This window comes from Corticicoccus populi, assembly GCF_042686195.1.
Lineage (GTDB): Bacteria > Bacillota > Bacilli > Staphylococcales > Salinicoccaceae > Corticicoccus > Corticicoccus populi.
The window spans coordinates 1,378,875-1,396,588 of the sequence record NZ_JBHUOQ010000001.1 but is presented as its reverse complement, the minus strand read 5'-3'; the positions used below and the strand labels follow the sequence as shown (position 1 = coordinate 1,396,588).

Below are 17,714 nucleotides of genomic sequence, written 5' to 3'. Positions count from 1 at the left end.
TTATTATAATGACTAATCGGCAAATATGCCGGCCTTTTAAATCCGGGGACGTTCCGGATTCGACAGGGGCTGTTTGAGCGTTTTAAGCGTGCCGGAGGTTTCGACTTCGTCATCAACGATACTCAGTTTATAATAACTGGCAAACAAAACAATTTCGCAGTAGCTGCCTAATAGGCGCCTGCATCATCCCATGAGCTCTCCTGTGGCCCATGACGATGATCCAACCCTAAGCAGGATACACTGTTAAATCTGCAGTCTTAAGAATTAACAGAAGAGCTAAATAAGACTAGCATGATATGAGGTTAGTTCAGTACCATCAGTCATGCGAAACTGAAAACTCGGACTACGCACGTAGAAAGGGACGTATCAAAGTCTCTGGACGCGGGTTCAACTCCCGCCGTCTCCATATAAAAACCCCGGAAACCTTGATGTATTGAGGTTTCCGGGGTTTCTTTTTTTAACATAGTATTTTTAATGTATGGGAGGCTGGTAAGAGTTGCGTTGGATATGATTTTATTTATCCAACGAATCGGATAGTTATTATATATAACCTTACGTCATTACTTGTCCCAAAAGATGATATATTTTATTAAATTGTGTATAAATACTTTACAATTTAAGAGATACGGATTATCTTATATTATAAACAAGTTTGAGTATAGACGAATGAGGAGATAAATATGGAAATATATATGAATATTAACAGCATGGAGAAGTTCGCAAAGGAAAATAATATGCAGATTTCTTATGAAAGAATTGTAGAAGGTGAGTACCTTAATGTTATGCTGCAACATGATATTAATGATATGTTTGTGGGAATTAATTTTCATAAAACTGAATTTAAAATTAGTATATTTGAAAATAATCAGTGGATCGATAAAGACATAACAGCTTCGTCTCAAGAAGATTTAACTAAAAGGATTAAAATGTATTTGGACGATGTAAAGGAATACGATACTCTACCATATTCTTAAAGCTCATGACAGTTATATAGTATGATTTTTTCATTACTGTGGTGTAACATTGAATATTACTTTTTCACCGCATCTACTTCAGCAAATTCAGCACTTTCATCCGTGAAGTATGCATTATCAATTGTGACTTCTACACCCTCAATTTCAACTGGTTCTTCTGTCACATCTACATGCATAGAGTAATAGGGTTGCTTAAATCCTTGGATTGTAAGATTCTGATAACATTCGTAAATCATTAATAACAGGAGAGTATAACTCCCGCCGTCTTCATATAAAAATCCCAGAACCTTGATATTATCGAGGTTCCGGGATTTCTTTTTAATCATTGAGTAATTTTTCTAATGAACTTCCTATGTAAAGCTGTAAAAGAGTTCATCAAAATAACGGGTAAAGGTATTTTAATCTACCTGATAAAATGCCTTTGCACCCATATAATCATCATACTTGATAATAAATGATTCACCTGCAGGTGCCTGTACTGCTATTTTACCTTCAGCAGATCCTCCAGAGTATACATCTTGAATGAAGAAGTCATCATCGAATGAAGTATATACTTTTTCAACTGTTGAACCATCTTCAGTCACAATTTCAAAATCATCTGAGAAGCTAATGACTTCATCATCATCAGACAGCTCAGTCAAAATGAACTGTGCATCGAATACAACCCATTCCATCCCCTCTGCTGGTTCTTCAGGTTCTGAATATTCTCCTGTTAATATTGACACGGCTTCATCTCCACGAATCACGTTATCAACAGTAATTTCTGCAAGACCGGTGATTTCAGTCATGTCTTCATCATCTGCATATGTTCTGATTTCGATTGTACCAGTTTCACCTAAAGCAAGAGGTTCACTTCTGCTCCCTGCTTGAATATCAGACGTCTCGTTCGTTGACTCCGAATCATCATTTTCAGTTTGGTTGATTTCCTGAGCTTCAAGTTGTTCTTCGAGCTGAGAAATCTCTTCCTGCAGCTGTTCATTTTCACTTTCTGCTGCTGCCAGGTCATCTTGTAATTCATTTATACGATTATCCGCTTCTTCAGATGAATCAGCAGAATTTTCTTCATTACCGCTGCAGGCAGACAGTAGAAGAAGAGATGAGAAGCCAGCTGTTAAAATATATTTCTTTAATCTCATATGTAATTCCTCCCAAAGGTAATAAATGCTTATTAAATATATCAGTAATGGTAATAGTTAACAATTACGGAATATTAGTTTTAAGTTTCATTATATACAAATTATTCTAATTTACATTATTTATATTAAGGGGATGTGATTTATAACTATGAATGGTATAAATTTGTTTTGTCTATTGGTATGTTACTTTAAAGTTAGGAAATTAAAATATTTATAACAAAATTTGTAAAGTAGTTGTATAATTTAATTAATAAACAAAGGGGGATTACGATGGTCGATGAGAAAGTTTTTGTTATTAATAAACTGTTGCATGAAGGGAACACTCTAATTCAATTATCTAAATCAGATTTTTTAATAATTGATTCGAAGTTAAATGTAATAATCTATAATGTTATCAAGAAAAAGAAAGAAGAGAGTTATAGTTATCGGATTGTAAATGAATTCAGTTTAATGAATGTTATAGAGGTTAAAAAATTTAAATCGTTATCAACCACTAAATATCTTATTGATGATTTAGACTCTGTATCAATAAGCAATTCAAAAGAATGTCAAAAATTCGAAAGTATATTAGATAAAGAAAGTATAAAAATAATTACTACCAGTAAGAAAAAGAGTAATCTTACTAAACAATCGCTGATTTGGTCTTTAGCAGGATTACTGTTATTGAATGCTTTTCATCCCTTATTTGTGTTTATCTCATTATGCTTAGTCATCTATATCTTAATACAGACAAGGACTATTGATAAAAAATATTTAGCTAATTTCGAGAGATTACATGATGTCAAAGAATCAATCAATAGATTAGTTGATAAAAAACAATTATTAATAACTGAAAATGATAGATTAACAGCTAGACTAAATAATTATGAAGAAGAAAAAATGAGAGAATTATCTAAAACGAAGGATGAATATGAACAATATGTAGAGAAGATTAAAGACTCGATAAAGAATAAAGAAAAAGAACTTCAAGAAATTAATAATAATCTATTAGATGCTAATTTGAAATTAGAATTTAAAGATGTGATGGTAGAAAATACTGATCATATAACTTCTGTTAAAATTAAAGATGAGCTTTCATTATTAACTTTACAAGAAAAGGAACTTTTAAATGACGGTGCTGTTATTATTGAACGCAATCATGAAATGAGTAAAAAAGAAATCAATGACCAAAAGAAACAAATCATTCGTTCATTTAATACAGAATGTGATTATTATCTTTCTAATGTAACTGCGAATAATCTTGATACATACAAAAATAGAGTAGTTAGAGCTTTCGAGACACTTAATAGAATTTATAAAGTGGATAGTGTACAGTTATCCATGAGTCTTCTTAAGTTAAAATTAAAAAGATTAAATCTTGTATATAAATATGCAGTGAAAGTACAAGAAGAAAAAGAATTACAGAAAGCAGCAAGAGAACAATTACTGGAAGAGCAAAAGGTCCAAAGAGAAATAGATAAAGAGATGAAAATTATTGAAAAAGAAGAAAAACACTTTAATAGAGAAATAACTAAGCTTATGAAGTATTTAAATAAATCTAATGTAGATATTGAAAAAGAACTGTACTTAGAAAAAATAAAAGAGCTTGAAGGAAAATTAAAACATTTAGAAGAAGATAAGAAAGATGTTGAGAATAGGGCTGCAAATACAAGAGCGGGTTATGTATATATTATTTCCAATATCGGTTCATTTGGAGAAGACATTTATAAAATTGGAGTGACACGCAGATTGGAGCCTATGGATAGAGTGAAAGAATTGGGGGATGCATCTGTGCCATTTGAATTTGATGTACATGCAATGATTTTCAGTGATGATGCTCCGAAATTAGAGAGTACGCTCCATCAACATTTTAGAAGTAGAGAAGTGAATAAGATGAATCATCGTAAGGAGTTTTTTAAGGTCTCTATTGAAGAGATAGAAGAAGTAGTGACAAAGAATCATAATGATACGGTAGAGTTTGTTAAAGTGCCAGTGGCTTTTCAGTATAGGGAGTCCATGCAGCTGGTTGTCTAGATTTTTAAAAATTAAACGTATTCTTTTATCATCCAAAAGGTTTTAAAATTGTGTATATAAATGTTGAATTAATTTAACTATAAACTTATACCACCCGAATATCGCGGGTGGTATATTTATGTTTTAATGTAGATTATAGATGTTTAACCATTGTGTAATATGATTTACCAGGTGGATAATCACTTACTTCACCAACAATTTTATAATGATGTGCTTCATAAAATAATTTTCCTTGAAAATCAAAGGTAGTAAGTAATACTTTAGTTGCGCCTATTTCTTTTGCATCTTTCTCAGCATTTTGTAATATTCTCTTACCCAATCCCTGTCCTCTAATATTTTCATTCAACCAGAAATCTTCAATTTCAAACCAGTTCCAGTAAACTGCACCAGCTAATCCACCTAACCAATGTTCTTGTGAATCTTTAACTATATAACTTAAATACGCAATAGATTTTTTATCTCTTGATTGTTTGTGATGGATAGAGTGATAATCATTAAAAGATCTGATTTGAGTTTTTAAAAAATTGGAGAACTCGTTATTTTCTTCTCTAGATTTTGATATATTTATTTTTTTCATATTGTCCTCCTCTGAAAATTATATTAAATCCATCATAAAGTGTTTTATACTATTTGCAAAATACATCCTGTATTTAATCTACTTTTCTCCATCATTAAGTATTTCTACCCTATTATTTTATAAATATTTAACCCTCATAAAAATTCCTCATCAAATTTTAAGGCTTCAGTAATTTAATTTTTATTATTTTAAGTTATGATGGTTGAAGGTTCTTTTTCAGGGTGGATTTTTACTGTATTAGAGTTTAAAATCTACGTGATACTGAATTAATTTTTAGCAATTTAGGTGGCAGATTTATGAGAGAAAATAGTGTGATTAATATTAAGAAAAGTCATATTGTGGTGTTGTTTATATCACTGGTTGTATTCGGGCTGATTACTTTTACAGTTCAGTCGTTCAGTGTTCCCCTTGAAAACATGGAAGGGGATATTAATGATCAGTTCCGCAGTGTTTACGGGACGCCGGGACTTGATTTTGACGGTGGTTTTTTTAATGATATGATGTCATTTTTTACACTGCTGGGTGAGTCGATGTCGATTGTTGTCATCACGATTATACTTGCAGCGGTCCTGATGATTAAAAGGTATACATTATTGTCCTTCTGGGTGCTTGCTGTTGTCTCAACCGGCGGTCTGATTGGTGTACTATTGAAAAATACGATTGAGAGAAGCCGTCCCTCCGGACACCTTGCTGTCGACGATGGATTTTCATACCCAAGCGGTCACTCTATTGCCAGTGCTTTATTATTTTTAATCATCATACTGGTACTGATTCCGCATATTAAACATCAGTTTTTGAAATACGCGGCGTATACAATCACTGTTCTCATATGGATGGCTGTTTTATATTCCAGATTATATTTTGGTGCGCATTATTTAACAGATGTATTAGGCGGTGCATTTTTCGCATTATTCTACGTTCTGACAGCGATGTATATTTACGATAAGTCATCATTATGGTTTAAGAAATATATATTTAAGCGCGGCAGGATATAAAATGTGATTCGTTACTTCTGTGGAAGCAGAATAAAATACGTATGAAATGAAAATAGTTGATCACTTTTTCTTATTTCAGGGTATAGTAACAATGAGATTAAATTGTCAGCTGTTCAGCAGGTCTTTAACTTAATCGGTTAAAGGCCTTTTTATACACGACAAAGGTATCGGGGGTGAGAAAATGGTAATAAAGAAAATGACTAAAAATGAAATCAAGGAACTCTGGCAATATATTGAAGCGCTCGCAGAATATCATAACAGTGTCTCAGAACATTTCAACGGCATGTACCCGATGGATAGTCCGGCTCAGACAATAGAGATGTTTGAAGAGGATGTCGAAAACGGCAGAGCAGTGATTTTTACTGCTGAAGAGGGCGGTGTGACTCAGGGTTTCATTAAAGCGGATATTAATAAAACATCCGGAGCAATCAGCTATCTGTTTGTTGATGATCAGTACAGAGGCGAAGGGATTGGAGATGAGCTGACCGGGGCAGCGATGACGATATTTAAAGAATACGGTGTGAAGCGTGTGGATGTAAAAGTGGTGTACGGTAGCCCGACAGTGGATTACTATGAAAAGCATGGATTTAAAAAGCAGCAGTATATTATGACGTTAAGCCTGTAAGAGTGTGATTCTGTATTTATTCAGAAAAACTCATACAGGCTGTCAAAGTATTTAAATTCAGACGCATCAATTTTATAACGCTGATAGCCTCTGTAAAATGACGACAGTTCGTCTTGATGATTCAAAAATTCACTGACAGCAAGCGCGATATCATATCTTGGATCACCGTATGTCATACCGCCGGCGTCGATAAACAAATAGACCTGATTATTTTTAACAAGCACATTATCAGTAGTGCAGTCACCGTGGATTACTGTACTTTTAATGTCATGCGGTTTTTTATTCCTCAGGTCATCTAATAAATCCTGATTCCCGTCAGTGTTACCAGCCTGCAGATACTCTGCGGCTTTTTTCAATTGGATATCAAGCCATTTTCCCCGGGAAGATATTTTAAGAATACTGGTATCAGCGGTATGAAGCCGGTGAAGCAGTGTGCTGAAGCTTTCGATTAAGTCGTTTTTGACACCTTGTGAATCTGCCTCTGCCAATGCCTCGGTCAGAGTCACACCTTCTTCATAAGACATCAGCAGATGGCTTTTACTATCGGTCCGCGTAAAGCCGTGAAACCGTGGAACGGGAATATCCGTCTGTTCATTTAATTTCTTCAAGACCTCCGCTTCATTTTCCAGCAACTCACGAAAAATTTCAGGCTCAGCACTTTTTAAAATGTAAGTGCCGTGTAAAGCGGATATTTTATATACTGTTGAAGTGCAGCCCTGTTGTTCTAAAAGCACAATATCCATGACAGTTCCAATATGATTTTCTATAAATTGTTTGGGTAAGGTGTCCATCTCATCGTTTACCTCATTTCAGTAATTTATGCTCCATATACGTATTTCCCTGCACCGTCAGCTGTTTTTTGAGCCATATTTTTTCGTCCGCGCCAAGAAGCGGGACAAATTTTTCAAAATCAATAATATCCTTATCCCGTATATGGGAACCGTCCATTTTATAAAGCAATTGAATTTCAGGCTTAATATAAGGAATATTTGATTCATTCAATAAAAACAATTCATCAGTCGATCCTCTAATGTCAGAATTCCTTTTGTAAATCCAAAAGTCCTCCCGGGTACTAATGAGCAGTATTTCAAAGACAAAAGGAGAATCTTCTTCCTCGCTGACCCAGATGCTGAATGAATCATCCATTTTATCCTCGTATGTGTACGGAGTGAGGATACCGTTTTCTGCTTTAAATAAGCTGAAATCCTGTAAAAGATGTATCACTTCAGCTGCATCTTTTACGAAAATAATGATATCAATATCTTCATGATTCCTTGTCTTGAAGCCATAGTATAAATCAAGTGCGACACCGCCGCCGATACCCCATTGAATATCAAGAGTGTCAAATAAAGATATGATTGTTTCAAGCGGATACGTCTGCCAGTAATCGAAATCTGTTCTCATATTTATCACACCTTTTTATAAAATAAGCCTCCTTCATTAAAAAAGGAGGCTTTATATGTTAACCGAGTGCGACGTCCAGAATCATCATTAATACAAAACCAAACATCAAGCTGAAAACAGCGATATCCGAATGGCCGTTTTTCTGAGTGCTTGGGATGACTTCTTCAACGACAACAAATATCATCGCACCTGCTGCAAGGCTGAGGGCATAAGGCAGAACGGGTTCCATATATGCAACAGTCAAGACACCCACCACTGCAGCGATAGGTTCCACAATTCCGGACATCCATCCCCAGAAGAAGCTTTTGGTCCGGGACATTCCATCACCGCGTAGCGGCATGGAGACGGCTGTACCTTCCGGGATATTTTGAATGGCAATACCAAGCGCCAGTGTTGCTGCACTGGCAGCAATTACTGCATCTCCGTGAACGGCAGCACCGAAGGCAATACCGACTGCGAGTCCTTCCGGAATGTTATGAAGGGTTAATGAAAAGACCAACAGAGTGCTGCGTCTATGGCGGTCCGGATTCCATCCTTCACTTCTCTTTGAGTTTCTGTGGGCATGCGGAATTAATTTATCAAATCCATAAATAAAAAGTGCACCGAGTAGAAAACCCACTGCCGGCGGGAACCATTCACCGACAGGATGATCGGCACTTGCTTCAATGGCAGGGGACAACAGCGACCAGAAACTCGCTGCAATCATTACACCGCCTGCAAAGCCGAGCATTGTATTTAAAAATCGTTCATTCACTTCTTTTGTTAAAAATACAAAAGCAGCACCAAGGCCTGTTGTCGTCCACGTAATAATAGTTGCGGCCAGTGCCTGCTGCCAGGGCTCAAGTTGTAAGAAATATTCCATCAGTATGTTCCTTTCACAGATGTTATATCAGGGATTATACGCCTTAAGGTTAGTGAAGTGAAGAATTATCATTCAATGGGGTTTTATTCAAAAAATCATTCTAATGCTTTAATCTCTTCTTTCCATAAGCTGTATTTTCGGATGATGACGTCGAAAACCATATGATAGGGAAGAAAACTTGAATTTTCGACGCCGTTATATAATGTGAAGGGCGTCGTGTTGACATATAAATTAAACATGGCATGCTGTGCGAGAACATTGTCACGTAATGTGGTCACACTGATATATTTTACATTTCGCGTTTTAATTAAACGAATCATCTCTTCAAAATTTCTGGTTTCACCTGATAAAGAAATAATGATAAGCAGCTCATTATCATGTATCTGTTCGATGGCACGCTCGAGCTCGAGTTCATTTTTTAAAAGCATTGATTTTTTATAAATTGCGAGAAATAAGCGCTGTACATCACTTGCGACTTCAACCTGGGCGGCGCCGGTCCCGTATATGTAAATATAGGGTGCCTGGTCAATTAATTGATTGAGATTGTCAAAATCGAGATGTTTTAAATGGTTGAATGTCTGCTGGATATCACGGTTTAAGATCTCCATTAAATCCTGAACATTGTCATTGTTCTCCTTATTAATCTTGATATAGGCTTTTAATTCGCTGTAGCCGTCAAATCCTAATTTTCTGCATAATCTATGGATAGAAGAAACAGAAGTGTGTGACAGGGAAGCGAGCTCCTGTATTTTCATTTTCTTCATGTCACTGATATGTGTATGTATCATTTTTATAATATGAAGGTCATTTTCACTTAATTCCTTGTAGTATTGGTTGACGAGCTTATCTAATATCATGAACATTCTCTCCTTATGAAAATATTTCCGTCTTATGAAAATATAACCCAAGTTTACTATCTCATTTCTAAATCCGTCAAACACCTTACATCATGCAAGCGCTTACTGTATGTTGGATATACAAACATTTAAAGGGGGATTGCTGATGGATGCTATTAAAAGATTTGGGAGTGCAATGATTGTTCCAGTGCTGCTGTTTGCATTTTTCGGAATCATACTTGGACTCGCAACATTGTTTAATAATGAAGTAATCATGGGAAGTATTGCTGCTGAGGGGACGATGTGGAGCAGTATATGGACGCTGATTGAAAGCGGTGGCTGGACAATTTTTGACCATATGGAGCTGTTGTTCGTTGTTGGTCTGCCGATTTCACTGGCGAAAAAAGCAGCTGCACATGCAACGCTTGCGGCAATGGTCATTTATCTGGTTTTTAATAACTATATCAATGCGATTTTAACCTTGTGGCCGGATGCATTCGGTGTTGATTTATCGCAAGGTGTGGAAAATTTAACAGGTGTGAAGGAAATCGCAGGAATTGCGACGCTTGATACCAATGTCATCGGGGCAATTGTGATTTCAAGTATTGTTGTCTGGATACACAACCGATTCTATAGTACGAAACTGCCTGAGATGCTCGGAATATTCCAGGGACTTTCGTTTGTTGTCATCATTGGATTTTTCTTAATGATTCCGATTGCGTTTTTAGTGGCATTTATATGGCCGTATGTTCAGCAGGCGATAGGATCTCTTCAAGGAATTATGACAAGTGCAGGCTACTTTGGTGTCTGGCTGTATCATTTCCTTGAACGTATATTAATACCGACAGGGCTGCATCACTTTGTGAATATTCCATTTGAGTTCGGTCCTGCAGCAGTAAGTGAAGGACTCAGGGTACACTGGATTTCGAACTTAACAGAGTTCTCAGGTTCAACGGAGCCGCTCAATGAACTTTATCCTTACGGTTTCCTTCTGCATGGAAACATTAAGATGTTCGGCAGTCTTGGGATTGCACTTGCGATGTACTATGCAACGCCTAAAGAAAATAGAAAGAAAGTACTCGCACTTGTACTGCCTGTAACATTAACAGCTATTTTTGCAGGAATTACTGAACCGCTTGAATTTACATTCCTGTTTATCGCGCCATATTTGTTTGCACTGCACGCATTACTCGGGGCAACAATGGTCACAGTGATGAATATGTTCGGTGTTGTCGGAATGATGGGCGGAGGATTGATAGAAACAGCCTCCTTAAACTGGATTCCTTTATTTGGAAATCACAGCGGGGTCTATGTCGCTGAAATTATTATCGGTTTAATATTCTCGGCAATTTACTTTGTGCTGTTCAGGTGGCTCATTATCAAATTTGATATTCCGCTTCCAGGCAGAAAGAGCGGTACTTCGGATAAATTGTATACAAAGGCGGATTACAAGGCTGCGAAAGCAGGAAATACATCTGAAGATACGACTGAAGAAGAGTCTTTTGAGTCAGAATTTGAGGAAAAAGCTGTGTACTATTTGAGAGGTCTCGGCGGTAAGGAAAATATTAAGGACGTCACAAACTGTGCAACAAGGCTGCGCGTGACAGTTAATGATCCGGAACTTGTAGAGGATGCATCATATTTTACACACAATCAAATGGCACACGGAATCGCAAAGAGCGGTAAGAGTATGCAGGTGATTGTCGGATTAAGCGTACCGCAGGTCAGAGAATATTTTGAAAGTAAATTATAAAATATAACTGGAGGATTTTATTATGAAAAAGTTTAACATCAATATTTCCGGAGGCGGAAGCACATTTACACCAGGAATTATTTTAATGCTGCTGGATTATCAGAAGGAATTCCCGATTGATACAATTAAATTTTATGATAATGACGGGGAAAGACAGAAGACGATTGCAGATGCATGTGAAATTTTATTAAAAGAACGTGCACCGGAAATTAAGCTCATTGCAACCACTGATCCAAAAGAGGCATTTACTGATGTTGATTTTGTGATGGCGCATATTCGTGTCGGTAAATATGCTATGCGTGAGCAGGATGAGAAAATTCCATTGAAGCACGGTGTGGTTGGTCAGGAGACATGCGGACCGGGTGGTATTGCATATGGAATGCGCTCAATCCCGGGTGTTCTTGAGCTGGTCGACTATATGGAGAAGTATTCACCGGATGCCTGGATGTTAAACTATTCAAATCCGGCAGCGATTGTCGCTGAGGCAACACGTAAGCTGCGTCCGGATGCAAACATTTTGAATATCTGCGATATGCCGATCGGGATTGAAGAAATTATTGCGAAGACTCAGGGCCTTGAATCACGTAAAGATTTTGAAGTGGACTATTACGGCTTGAATCATTTCGGCTGGTGGACAGATATCCGTGATAAGAACGGGAACAGCATTCTCGATAAAGTCACTCAGCATGTCAGCCGGTACGGCTATACAATGGGCGGTGATGACCTTCCGGGTGAAGAGGCAAGCTGGAACAGTACATTTAAAAAAGCTAAAGATGTCCAGCATCTTGACCCTGAGACGGTTCCGAACACGTATTTAAAATATTATCTGTACCCGGACTACGAAGTGGCTCATGCCAATAAAGAATATACACGTGCAAATGAAGTAATGGACGGCCGTGAGAAGTTTGTCTTTGGTGAGTGTCAGTCTATTGTTGAAAAAGGAACTGCTGAAGATACAAAACTTGAAACAGATGATCATGCATCATATATTGTTGATCTCGCGAAAGCCATCGCCTTCAACACTAAAGAACGTATGCTGATGATTGTTGAAAATAACGGTGCCATCGTTAACTTTGATCCGACGGCAATGGTTGAAGTACCATGTCTTGTCGGCAGTAAAGGACCTGAAAAACTGGTTGTCGGTGAAATACCGAGGTTCCAGAAGAGTCTGATGGAACAGCAGGTCGGTGTGGAAAAACTTGTTGTTGAAGCATTTGAAGAAAAATCATATCAGAAATTATGGCAGGCACTGACATTATCAAAAACAGTACCGAGTGCAAAAGTTGCCAAAGACATTCTGGACGATTTAATCGAAGCGAACAAAGCCTACTGGCCGGTACTGAAATAAATTAAGCAAACGCCCTTAGAGTGTATTATGCTCTAAGGGCGTTTATCCTTATCAGGAGTGTCTAAGCAATCATTATTATGGGAAAGTGAAAACATCTGAAATAAGAATTTTATTTGATATAATGAATTTGAATATTAAAATGAAATACTTTGATTTCAAATAGAAACAGTTAAACGGAGGCAGTTATGAAAATCAGGGCACTCGAAGAACAGGATCTTGTATTTATCCATAAGTTAAATAATGATTATTCAATTATGTCGTATTGGTTTGAAGAACCATATGAATCATTCGGTGAGTTGAAACGGTTGTATGAAAAGCATATATTGAGCGATTCCGAACGGCGTTTTGTTGTTGAAGATGCGGGCACGGTTGTGGGAATTGTTGAGCTGGTTGAAATTAATTATATTCACAGGCAGTGCGAGATACAAATTATTATCGCACCGGAATTCGGCGGCAGAGGATATGCAAAAGAGGCATTTAAAAAAGGTGTGACGTATGCCTTTGAAACTTTAAATCTGCACAAAGTATTTCTTTATGTAGATGCTGATAATAAAAAAGCGGTACACATTTATGAAAAAGCAGGGTTTGTCATTGAAGGAGAGCTGCGTGAACATTTCTATACTAATGGTGAATATAAAAATGCCTATTTTATGGGATTGTTGAAGCGGGAATGGCTCAAAAAGGCTGATGGTTAAATGCCATCAGCCTTTAAAGTATTATATTCTCATTTTAATACTGACCGCGGTTCAGCTTTTTTTCGATCCTGTTTGAAAATGTGGTAATTAAACCGCCGAGAATCCAGTAAATTAGAACGGCAGCGAAAAAGGATTCCAGATAGCTGAAATTCTCTGCGCCGGTCAGTCTTGCCTGTGCAAAAATGTCTACTACGGTAACCAGGAAGGCAAGGGACAGTGCCTTAACGATTAACAGGAGTGTGTTGACGATATCAGGCAGTGCTTCTCTGAGTACCTGGGGAATAATGACCTTTCTTAATGTCTGAAACGTATCGTACCCAAGTGAATGCGCCGCCTCCACCTGATGATAATCAAGGGACTTCAGCGCCCCGCGGAGTATTTCAGACTGAAATACTGAATAACAGACTGTAAACGTAATAATCACGATGATGACAGGGCTCATCTGATACGGGTTAATATCAATATTGATAAAAGATAGGACCCATGCCGCGGCAAAAGGAAATGAATAGTACATAATAAACAGTAAAACAACATTCGGCGTTCCTCGGATGAATGATTTCAGTGTAATCAGAATCTGGTGAATGACCGGGATGTGCAGGCTCTGGATATATACAATGACAGCACCGAGAATTAATGAAGAGAATAAAATAATCACAGCCATTAATAATGTTCCGGGTACAGCATTGAGAGTTTGTATAAGACTTTCGAATATTAAAGAAAGCTCCATTAATTTGCCTCCTCATTAACTGTATTCTGATGATAAGAAATCGATTTGCTTCGTCTGTTTTCAAGGTATTTTATAATTTGCTCGGAAATCATTGAAATCACCCAGTATATCAATGCAACTGCTAAAAATACTTCGAGCTGGTACAGGCCGTAGGATTCCGCGCCGATAATATTGGCAAGTCCCATAATATCGACAACACCGATAGCAAATACAAGAGATGAATCATGAATCAGGTGTATGACGGCATTACCAATACCAGGAAGAGCGACAGGGGTAACCTGCGGCAGGATGATTTTTCTAAACTTTTGAAACGGTGTATAACCGAGACTGTCCGCCGCTTCCATCTGCCCTCTATCGAGGGATAGAAAGGCAGGTCTTAAAATCTCTGACATATATGCCCCGTTATATATGATTAAACATAGAACCGCAGCAAACACTGCTTCAACAGCCGTGACATTGATTCCGAACTGCTGAAACAAAACCGGCAGGCCGAAGTAAAACAAAAATAACTGGAGAAGTATCGGGATACTTCTGCTGAAAGATATATATATTTCAGCAAGGGTGCTGAGAACAGGTATTTTTTTCAAGCGCACTATTGTGACTGCAATACTCAGAATGAGTCCAAGAACAGCGGCAGCTGTTATTATCAATGCAGTGACAGGAATAACTGATATAAATCTTGGAAGTATTTCTATCATGTATTTTATGTCCATCTAATTCCCGCCTTCCTCTGTTTCATATTTCAATATATCTTCACCGTAAAATTCTTCAGAGAGTTCCGATAGTGTTCCTTCTTCTCTTAATTCTTTAATCGCACTGCCTACATCATGATTTAACTGCTCATTTTCAGATGAATCATGAATCAGAAAATACGTCGGATTAATTTCGATTGGATCGGAAACGTGGAGGTCCAGTCCGGCGATATCCATAATCTCCTGCTGTCCCAGGTTTGACGGCTGAATCAGTGCATCATACGCACCCGAATCCACCTCCTGCAGTCTTCCGGCAGTCGGAATGCCGCCGTCAGTTGTTCGGAACGTTAATTCGTTATCCGGGTGTTCTTCATTATAGTTAACAAGAAGGTTGTATACGCCTCCTGAAGGGCTCACCGGCGTAATATTTTTATCTGTCAGATCCTCTAATGAATTAATTTCATCCGCGAAATGACCTGTGGCATAAATTCTCATCAGACTTGGGCCGTTACTTTCTGATGGAATTAAATATGATTCTTCACGCTGCGGGGATAAAATCAATCCTTGAGCAATCATGTCGTACTGCCCGGTATCAAGACCTATCTCTGCTGCACTGTCATCTGTCCCTTGGATATTAAAAACATAGTCATCGAGCTTTTCATCTACAGCTTTCAAAATTTCAACTTCATAGCCGGTAAGTTCCCCGTCTGTCCCGGTGTAGCTGAGCGGCCGTTCGGAAGCTGGCACCGCAACATTCACGACACGTTCATCGTCTTCAACTATATCTTCGCTGCTGCATGCAGAAACAGTCAGCAGGGCGGCTATCATCATTATTTTATATAATTTCATAAGTCTCACCTTTTAAATGACAAAATCGGGCGTGTAGAATTTATTTAAAAAAGCCCGTGTACGCGGATTCGTTGAATGATTGAAAATGTGTTCCGGGGTGCCCTGTTCTTCAATCTGTCCCTGGTCCATGAAAATAACTGTATCGGAGATGTCTCTGGCAAATGACATTTCGTGAGTCACAAGAACGATTGTCATGCCGCTTTCAGCCACTTCACTGATTGTTTTCAATACTTCTCCGACAAGTTCCGGGTCAAGTGCAGAGGTGGGTTCATCGAATAATATCACGGAAGGATTCAAAGCAAGTGCACGGGCAATACTGACACGCTGCTGCTGTCCGCCTGATAACTCGGAAGGATAGCTGTCCAGTTTATCTGACAGACCGACCTTGCTTAATTGAACAAGACTGTTGTCATATGCCTCCTCTTTTGATTTCTTTTGAACCAGAACCTGTGCTTCCATGGTATTTTCAAGAACGGTTTTATTTTTGAATAAATTATACTGTTGAAATACCATTGCGGTGTTTCTTCTGAGCATCAATTTGTCCTTTTTGGAAACCGAATTAAAATCTATATTTAAATCCAGAAGACGGATAGAGCCGCTGTCCGGGGATTCCAAAAGATTAATACATCTTAATAAGCTGGTTTTTCCTGTACCGCTCGGGCCGATCAAACTGACTACTTCACCTTTTTCTATGTTGAGACTGATATTATTTAAAACGGGCTTTTGATTGTAAGATAAGGTTAAATCATTTAGTTCTAACAAGAAAACACCTACTTTTTAGAAGTTATTTTAAAATATTAGTATTCATTATAAAGTTTATATCCCAGTTGTCAAATAGGAATTAATGATTTATCATTATCGTATGATTTTAAAAATATGTATCAGGTGTTTGAATGTATTTAGGAGGAATTTGATGGCAGGAAAGTTAGATGCTGCAGCAGAAGAAAGAGTGCGGAAGGTTCAGCGTACAGCGGAATCTTTTGCAGAAACATCACAGATGCATGATGAAAATATTACATTTCCGAAAGAAAATATAGAAAAGTTAAATAGTATTGGATATTTTAAATATTCTATTCCTGAAAAATATGGAGGAGACGGTATTTCCCTTACAGAATTAATGAAGCATCAGGAAAAGATCGCAAGATATGACGGTGCTACAGCACTTTCTGTGGGCTGGCATATGGGAATCATCATGGAGACCGGTGAAAAACAGTTATGGGATGACGGAGTGTACCGGGCAGTAGTAGATGAAGTGATTCAAAACGGTGCGCTTGTGAATAACCTTGCGACTGAACCGGCAACGGGAAGCCCGACCCGCGGCGGCCGTCCTGAGACGGCAGCACATAAATCCGGTGACGACTTTATATTGAATGGACGTAAAACATTTGCGACACTGTCCCCGGTATTAAAGTACGGCATTGTCAGTGCCTCAATTGACGGAACTGACAAAGTAGGGAATTTTCTGGTCGATACGTCACTTGATGGTGTGAGTATTGATGAAACCTGGGATTCAATTGCTATGAGGGCGACAGGAAGTCATGATTTTATCTTGAAGGATGTGAAAGTAGACCGGGACTGTCTGGTATCTTACCGTACGCCGGGCAGAAAAGAACCTTCGGGATGGCTTTTGCATATTCCGGCATGTTACCTCGGAATCGCACGGGCAGCACAGAATGCGGCAGTTAAATTTGCCGGGGAATACTCGCCCAACAGTATCGAGGGAACGATTTCCGAGCTTGCGAACGTACAGGAGAAACTTGGAAGAATAGAGCTGATGCTGATGGAAGCAGAACATTTTCTCTACAGCGTGGCAGGGCAGTGGGATGATTCTTCCAAGGAAGAACGGGCAGAAATGTCAGGTGAACTCGGTGCAGTTAAAACATCGATAGTTAATAAGGCAGTTGAAGCAGTGGACCTCTCAATGCGGGTGGTTGGTGCAAAAAGTTTATCAGAGAGCAGTGAACTACAGAGGCACTACCGTAATGTCCGGGCCGGTCTTCATAACCCGCCGATGGATGATATGGTTATTATTAATCTGGCTAAACAGTCACTTTCACGGAACAGCTGACTAACAGCCGGATGCTCTGTCTGGTTATTCGGAGATTTTTATTTATAATATTTTTATTACAGAGAGCGGGCTGTCCGGTATGATAAAATGATATTGAAGTATATGCAGTAACGAATATAAAAATTTGCTGCAATGTGTTATAAATAAAAATTTGGAATGG

Annotated in this window: 19 protein-coding genes and 1 other RNA gene; 9 read left to right on the top strand and 11 right to left on the bottom strand. The window is 38.0% G+C overall.

Going from position 1 to position 17,714, the window contains the following annotated elements:
- Positions 1-44 precede the first annotated feature (44 nt).
- Together ssrA and ACFSX4_RS06980 are read left to right on the top strand one after the other, a co-directional pair.
- Positions 45-409, top strand: a transfer-messenger RNA (tmRNA) gene (gene ssrA / locus ACFSX4_RS06985).
- A 271-nt stretch (positions 410-680) separates the two neighbouring features.
- Positions 681-974, top strand: a complete 294-nt coding sequence (locus ACFSX4_RS06980; protein ID WP_377772924.1) for a hypothetical protein — start codon at positions 681-683, stop codon at positions 972-974.
- Positions 975-1,030: 56 nt separating this feature from the next.
- Here ACFSX4_RS06980 and ACFSX4_RS06975 read toward each other — a convergent pair whose 3' ends face one another.
- Both ACFSX4_RS06975 and ACFSX4_RS06970 read right to left on the bottom strand, forming a co-directional pair.
- A complete protein-coding gene (locus ACFSX4_RS06975; protein ID WP_377772922.1) occupies positions 1,031-1,300 on the bottom strand; it encodes a hypothetical protein in 270 nt (89 codons plus the stop codon).
- A gap of 72 nt (positions 1,301-1,372) precedes the next feature.
- Positions 1,373-2,110, bottom strand: coding sequence for a bZIP transcription factor (locus ACFSX4_RS06970; protein ID WP_377772920.1), 738 nt, complete (start codon positions 2,108-2,110; stop codon positions 1,373-1,375).
- 270 nt (positions 2,111-2,380) lie between these two features.
- Between ACFSX4_RS06970 and ACFSX4_RS06965 the strand changes: the two genes are divergently transcribed.
- Positions 2,381-4,123 (top strand): DUF4041 domain-containing protein, encoded by a 1,743-nt coding sequence (locus ACFSX4_RS06965; protein ID WP_377772918.1) that lies wholly within the window; start codon positions 2,381-2,383, stop codon positions 4,121-4,123.
- 133 nt (positions 4,124-4,256) lie between these two features.
- On the opposite strand, the gene ACFSX4_RS06960 is transcribed toward ACFSX4_RS06965, so the two are convergent.
- A complete protein-coding gene (locus ACFSX4_RS06960) occupies positions 4,257-4,700 on the bottom strand; it encodes a GNAT family N-acetyltransferase (RefSeq protein ID WP_377772916.1) in 444 nt (147 codons plus the stop codon).
- 296 nt (positions 4,701-4,996) lie between these two features.
- Here ACFSX4_RS06960 and ACFSX4_RS06955 point away from each other — a divergent pair, with 296 nt between their 5' ends.
- Complete coding sequence (locus tag ACFSX4_RS06955) at positions 4,997-5,695, top strand: phosphatase PAP2 family protein (protein ID WP_377772914.1); 699 nt, start codon at positions 4,997-4,999, stop codon at positions 5,693-5,695.
- Between the two features lie 181 nt (positions 5,696-5,876).
- The gene (locus tag ACFSX4_RS06950) at positions 5,877-6,320 is read left to right on the top strand and encodes a GNAT family N-acetyltransferase (RefSeq protein ID WP_377772912.1); all 444 of its coding nucleotides are present in this window, start codon (positions 5,877-5,879) and stop codon (positions 6,318-6,320) included.
- 20 nt (positions 6,321-6,340) lie between these two features.
- Here the strand turns inward: ACFSX4_RS06950 and ACFSX4_RS06945 are convergent, their stop codons facing one another.
- The 4 genes from ACFSX4_RS06945 to ACFSX4_RS06930 all read right to left on the bottom strand — a co-directional run bounded on the left by ACFSX4_RS06945 (position 6,341) and on the right by ACFSX4_RS06930 (position 9,443).
- The gene (locus ACFSX4_RS06945) at positions 6,341-7,111 is read right to left on the bottom strand and encodes a phosphotransferase (RefSeq protein WP_377772910.1); all 771 of its coding nucleotides are present in this window, start codon (positions 7,109-7,111) and stop codon (positions 6,341-6,343) included.
- A 13-nt stretch (positions 7,112-7,124) separates the two neighbouring features.
- Positions 7,125-7,724, bottom strand: coding sequence for a nucleotidyltransferase domain-containing protein (locus ACFSX4_RS06940; RefSeq protein WP_377772908.1), 600 nt, complete (start codon positions 7,722-7,724; stop codon positions 7,125-7,127).
- 58 nt (positions 7,725-7,782) lie between these two features.
- Positions 7,783-8,589: a ZIP family metal transporter gene (locus ACFSX4_RS06935; RefSeq protein ID WP_377773469.1), complete on the bottom strand. Its 807-nt coding sequence runs from the start codon at positions 8,587-8,589 to the stop codon at positions 7,783-7,785.
- Positions 8,590-8,681: 92 nt separating this feature from the next.
- Complete coding sequence (locus ACFSX4_RS06930; RefSeq protein WP_377772907.1) at positions 8,682-9,443, bottom strand: MurR/RpiR family transcriptional regulator; 762 nt, start codon at positions 9,441-9,443, stop codon at positions 8,682-8,684.
- Between the two features lie 145 nt (positions 9,444-9,588).
- On the opposite strand from ACFSX4_RS06930, the gene ACFSX4_RS06925 reads away from it, so the two are divergent.
- The 3 genes from ACFSX4_RS06925 (at position 9,589) to speG (ending at position 13,218) form a co-directional block, all read left to right on the top strand.
- Entirely contained in the window at positions 9,589-11,175 is a 1,587-nt protein-coding gene (locus ACFSX4_RS06925; protein WP_377772906.1) for an alpha-glucoside-specific PTS transporter subunit IIBC, read from the top strand.
- Positions 11,176-11,197: 22 nt separating this feature from the next.
- Positions 11,198-12,523, top strand: a complete 1,326-nt coding sequence (locus ACFSX4_RS06920) for a 6-phospho-alpha-glucosidase (protein ID WP_377772904.1) — start codon at positions 11,198-11,200, stop codon at positions 12,521-12,523.
- 185 nt (positions 12,524-12,708) lie between these two features.
- Positions 12,709-13,218, top strand: a complete 510-nt coding sequence (gene speG, locus ACFSX4_RS06915; RefSeq protein WP_377772902.1) for a spermidine N1-acetyltransferase — start codon at positions 12,709-12,711, stop codon at positions 13,216-13,218.
- Between the two features lie 34 nt (positions 13,219-13,252).
- Here the strand turns inward: speG and ACFSX4_RS06910 are convergent, their stop codons facing one another.
- From ACFSX4_RS06910 to ACFSX4_RS06895, 4 genes are read right to left on the bottom strand one after another with little or no spacing between them, the layout of a single operon-like run.
- Positions 13,253-13,945: an amino acid ABC transporter permease gene (locus ACFSX4_RS06910; protein ID WP_377772900.1), complete on the bottom strand. Its 693-nt coding sequence runs from the start codon at positions 13,943-13,945 to the stop codon at positions 13,253-13,255.
- A complete protein-coding gene (locus ACFSX4_RS06905) occupies positions 13,945-14,658 on the bottom strand; it encodes an amino acid ABC transporter permease (protein ID WP_377772898.1) in 714 nt (237 codons plus the stop codon). Before ACFSX4_RS06905 ends, ACFSX4_RS06910 begins: the two co-directional genes overlap by 1 nt.
- Positions 14,659-15,486: a transporter substrate-binding domain-containing protein gene (locus tag ACFSX4_RS06900; protein ID WP_377772896.1), complete on the bottom strand. Its 828-nt coding sequence runs from the start codon at positions 15,484-15,486 to the stop codon at positions 14,659-14,661.
- 12 nt (positions 15,487-15,498) lie between these two features.
- A complete protein-coding gene (locus tag ACFSX4_RS06895) occupies positions 15,499-16,248 on the bottom strand; it encodes an amino acid ABC transporter ATP-binding protein (protein WP_377772894.1) in 750 nt (249 codons plus the stop codon).
- A gap of 151 nt (positions 16,249-16,399) precedes the next feature.
- Between ACFSX4_RS06895 and ACFSX4_RS06890 the strand changes: the two genes are divergently transcribed.
- Positions 16,400-17,554: an acyl-CoA dehydrogenase family protein gene (locus ACFSX4_RS06890; RefSeq protein WP_377772892.1), complete on the top strand. Its 1,155-nt coding sequence runs from the start codon at positions 16,400-16,402 to the stop codon at positions 17,552-17,554.
- The last annotated feature ends 160 nt before the right edge of the window (positions 17,555-17,714 follow it).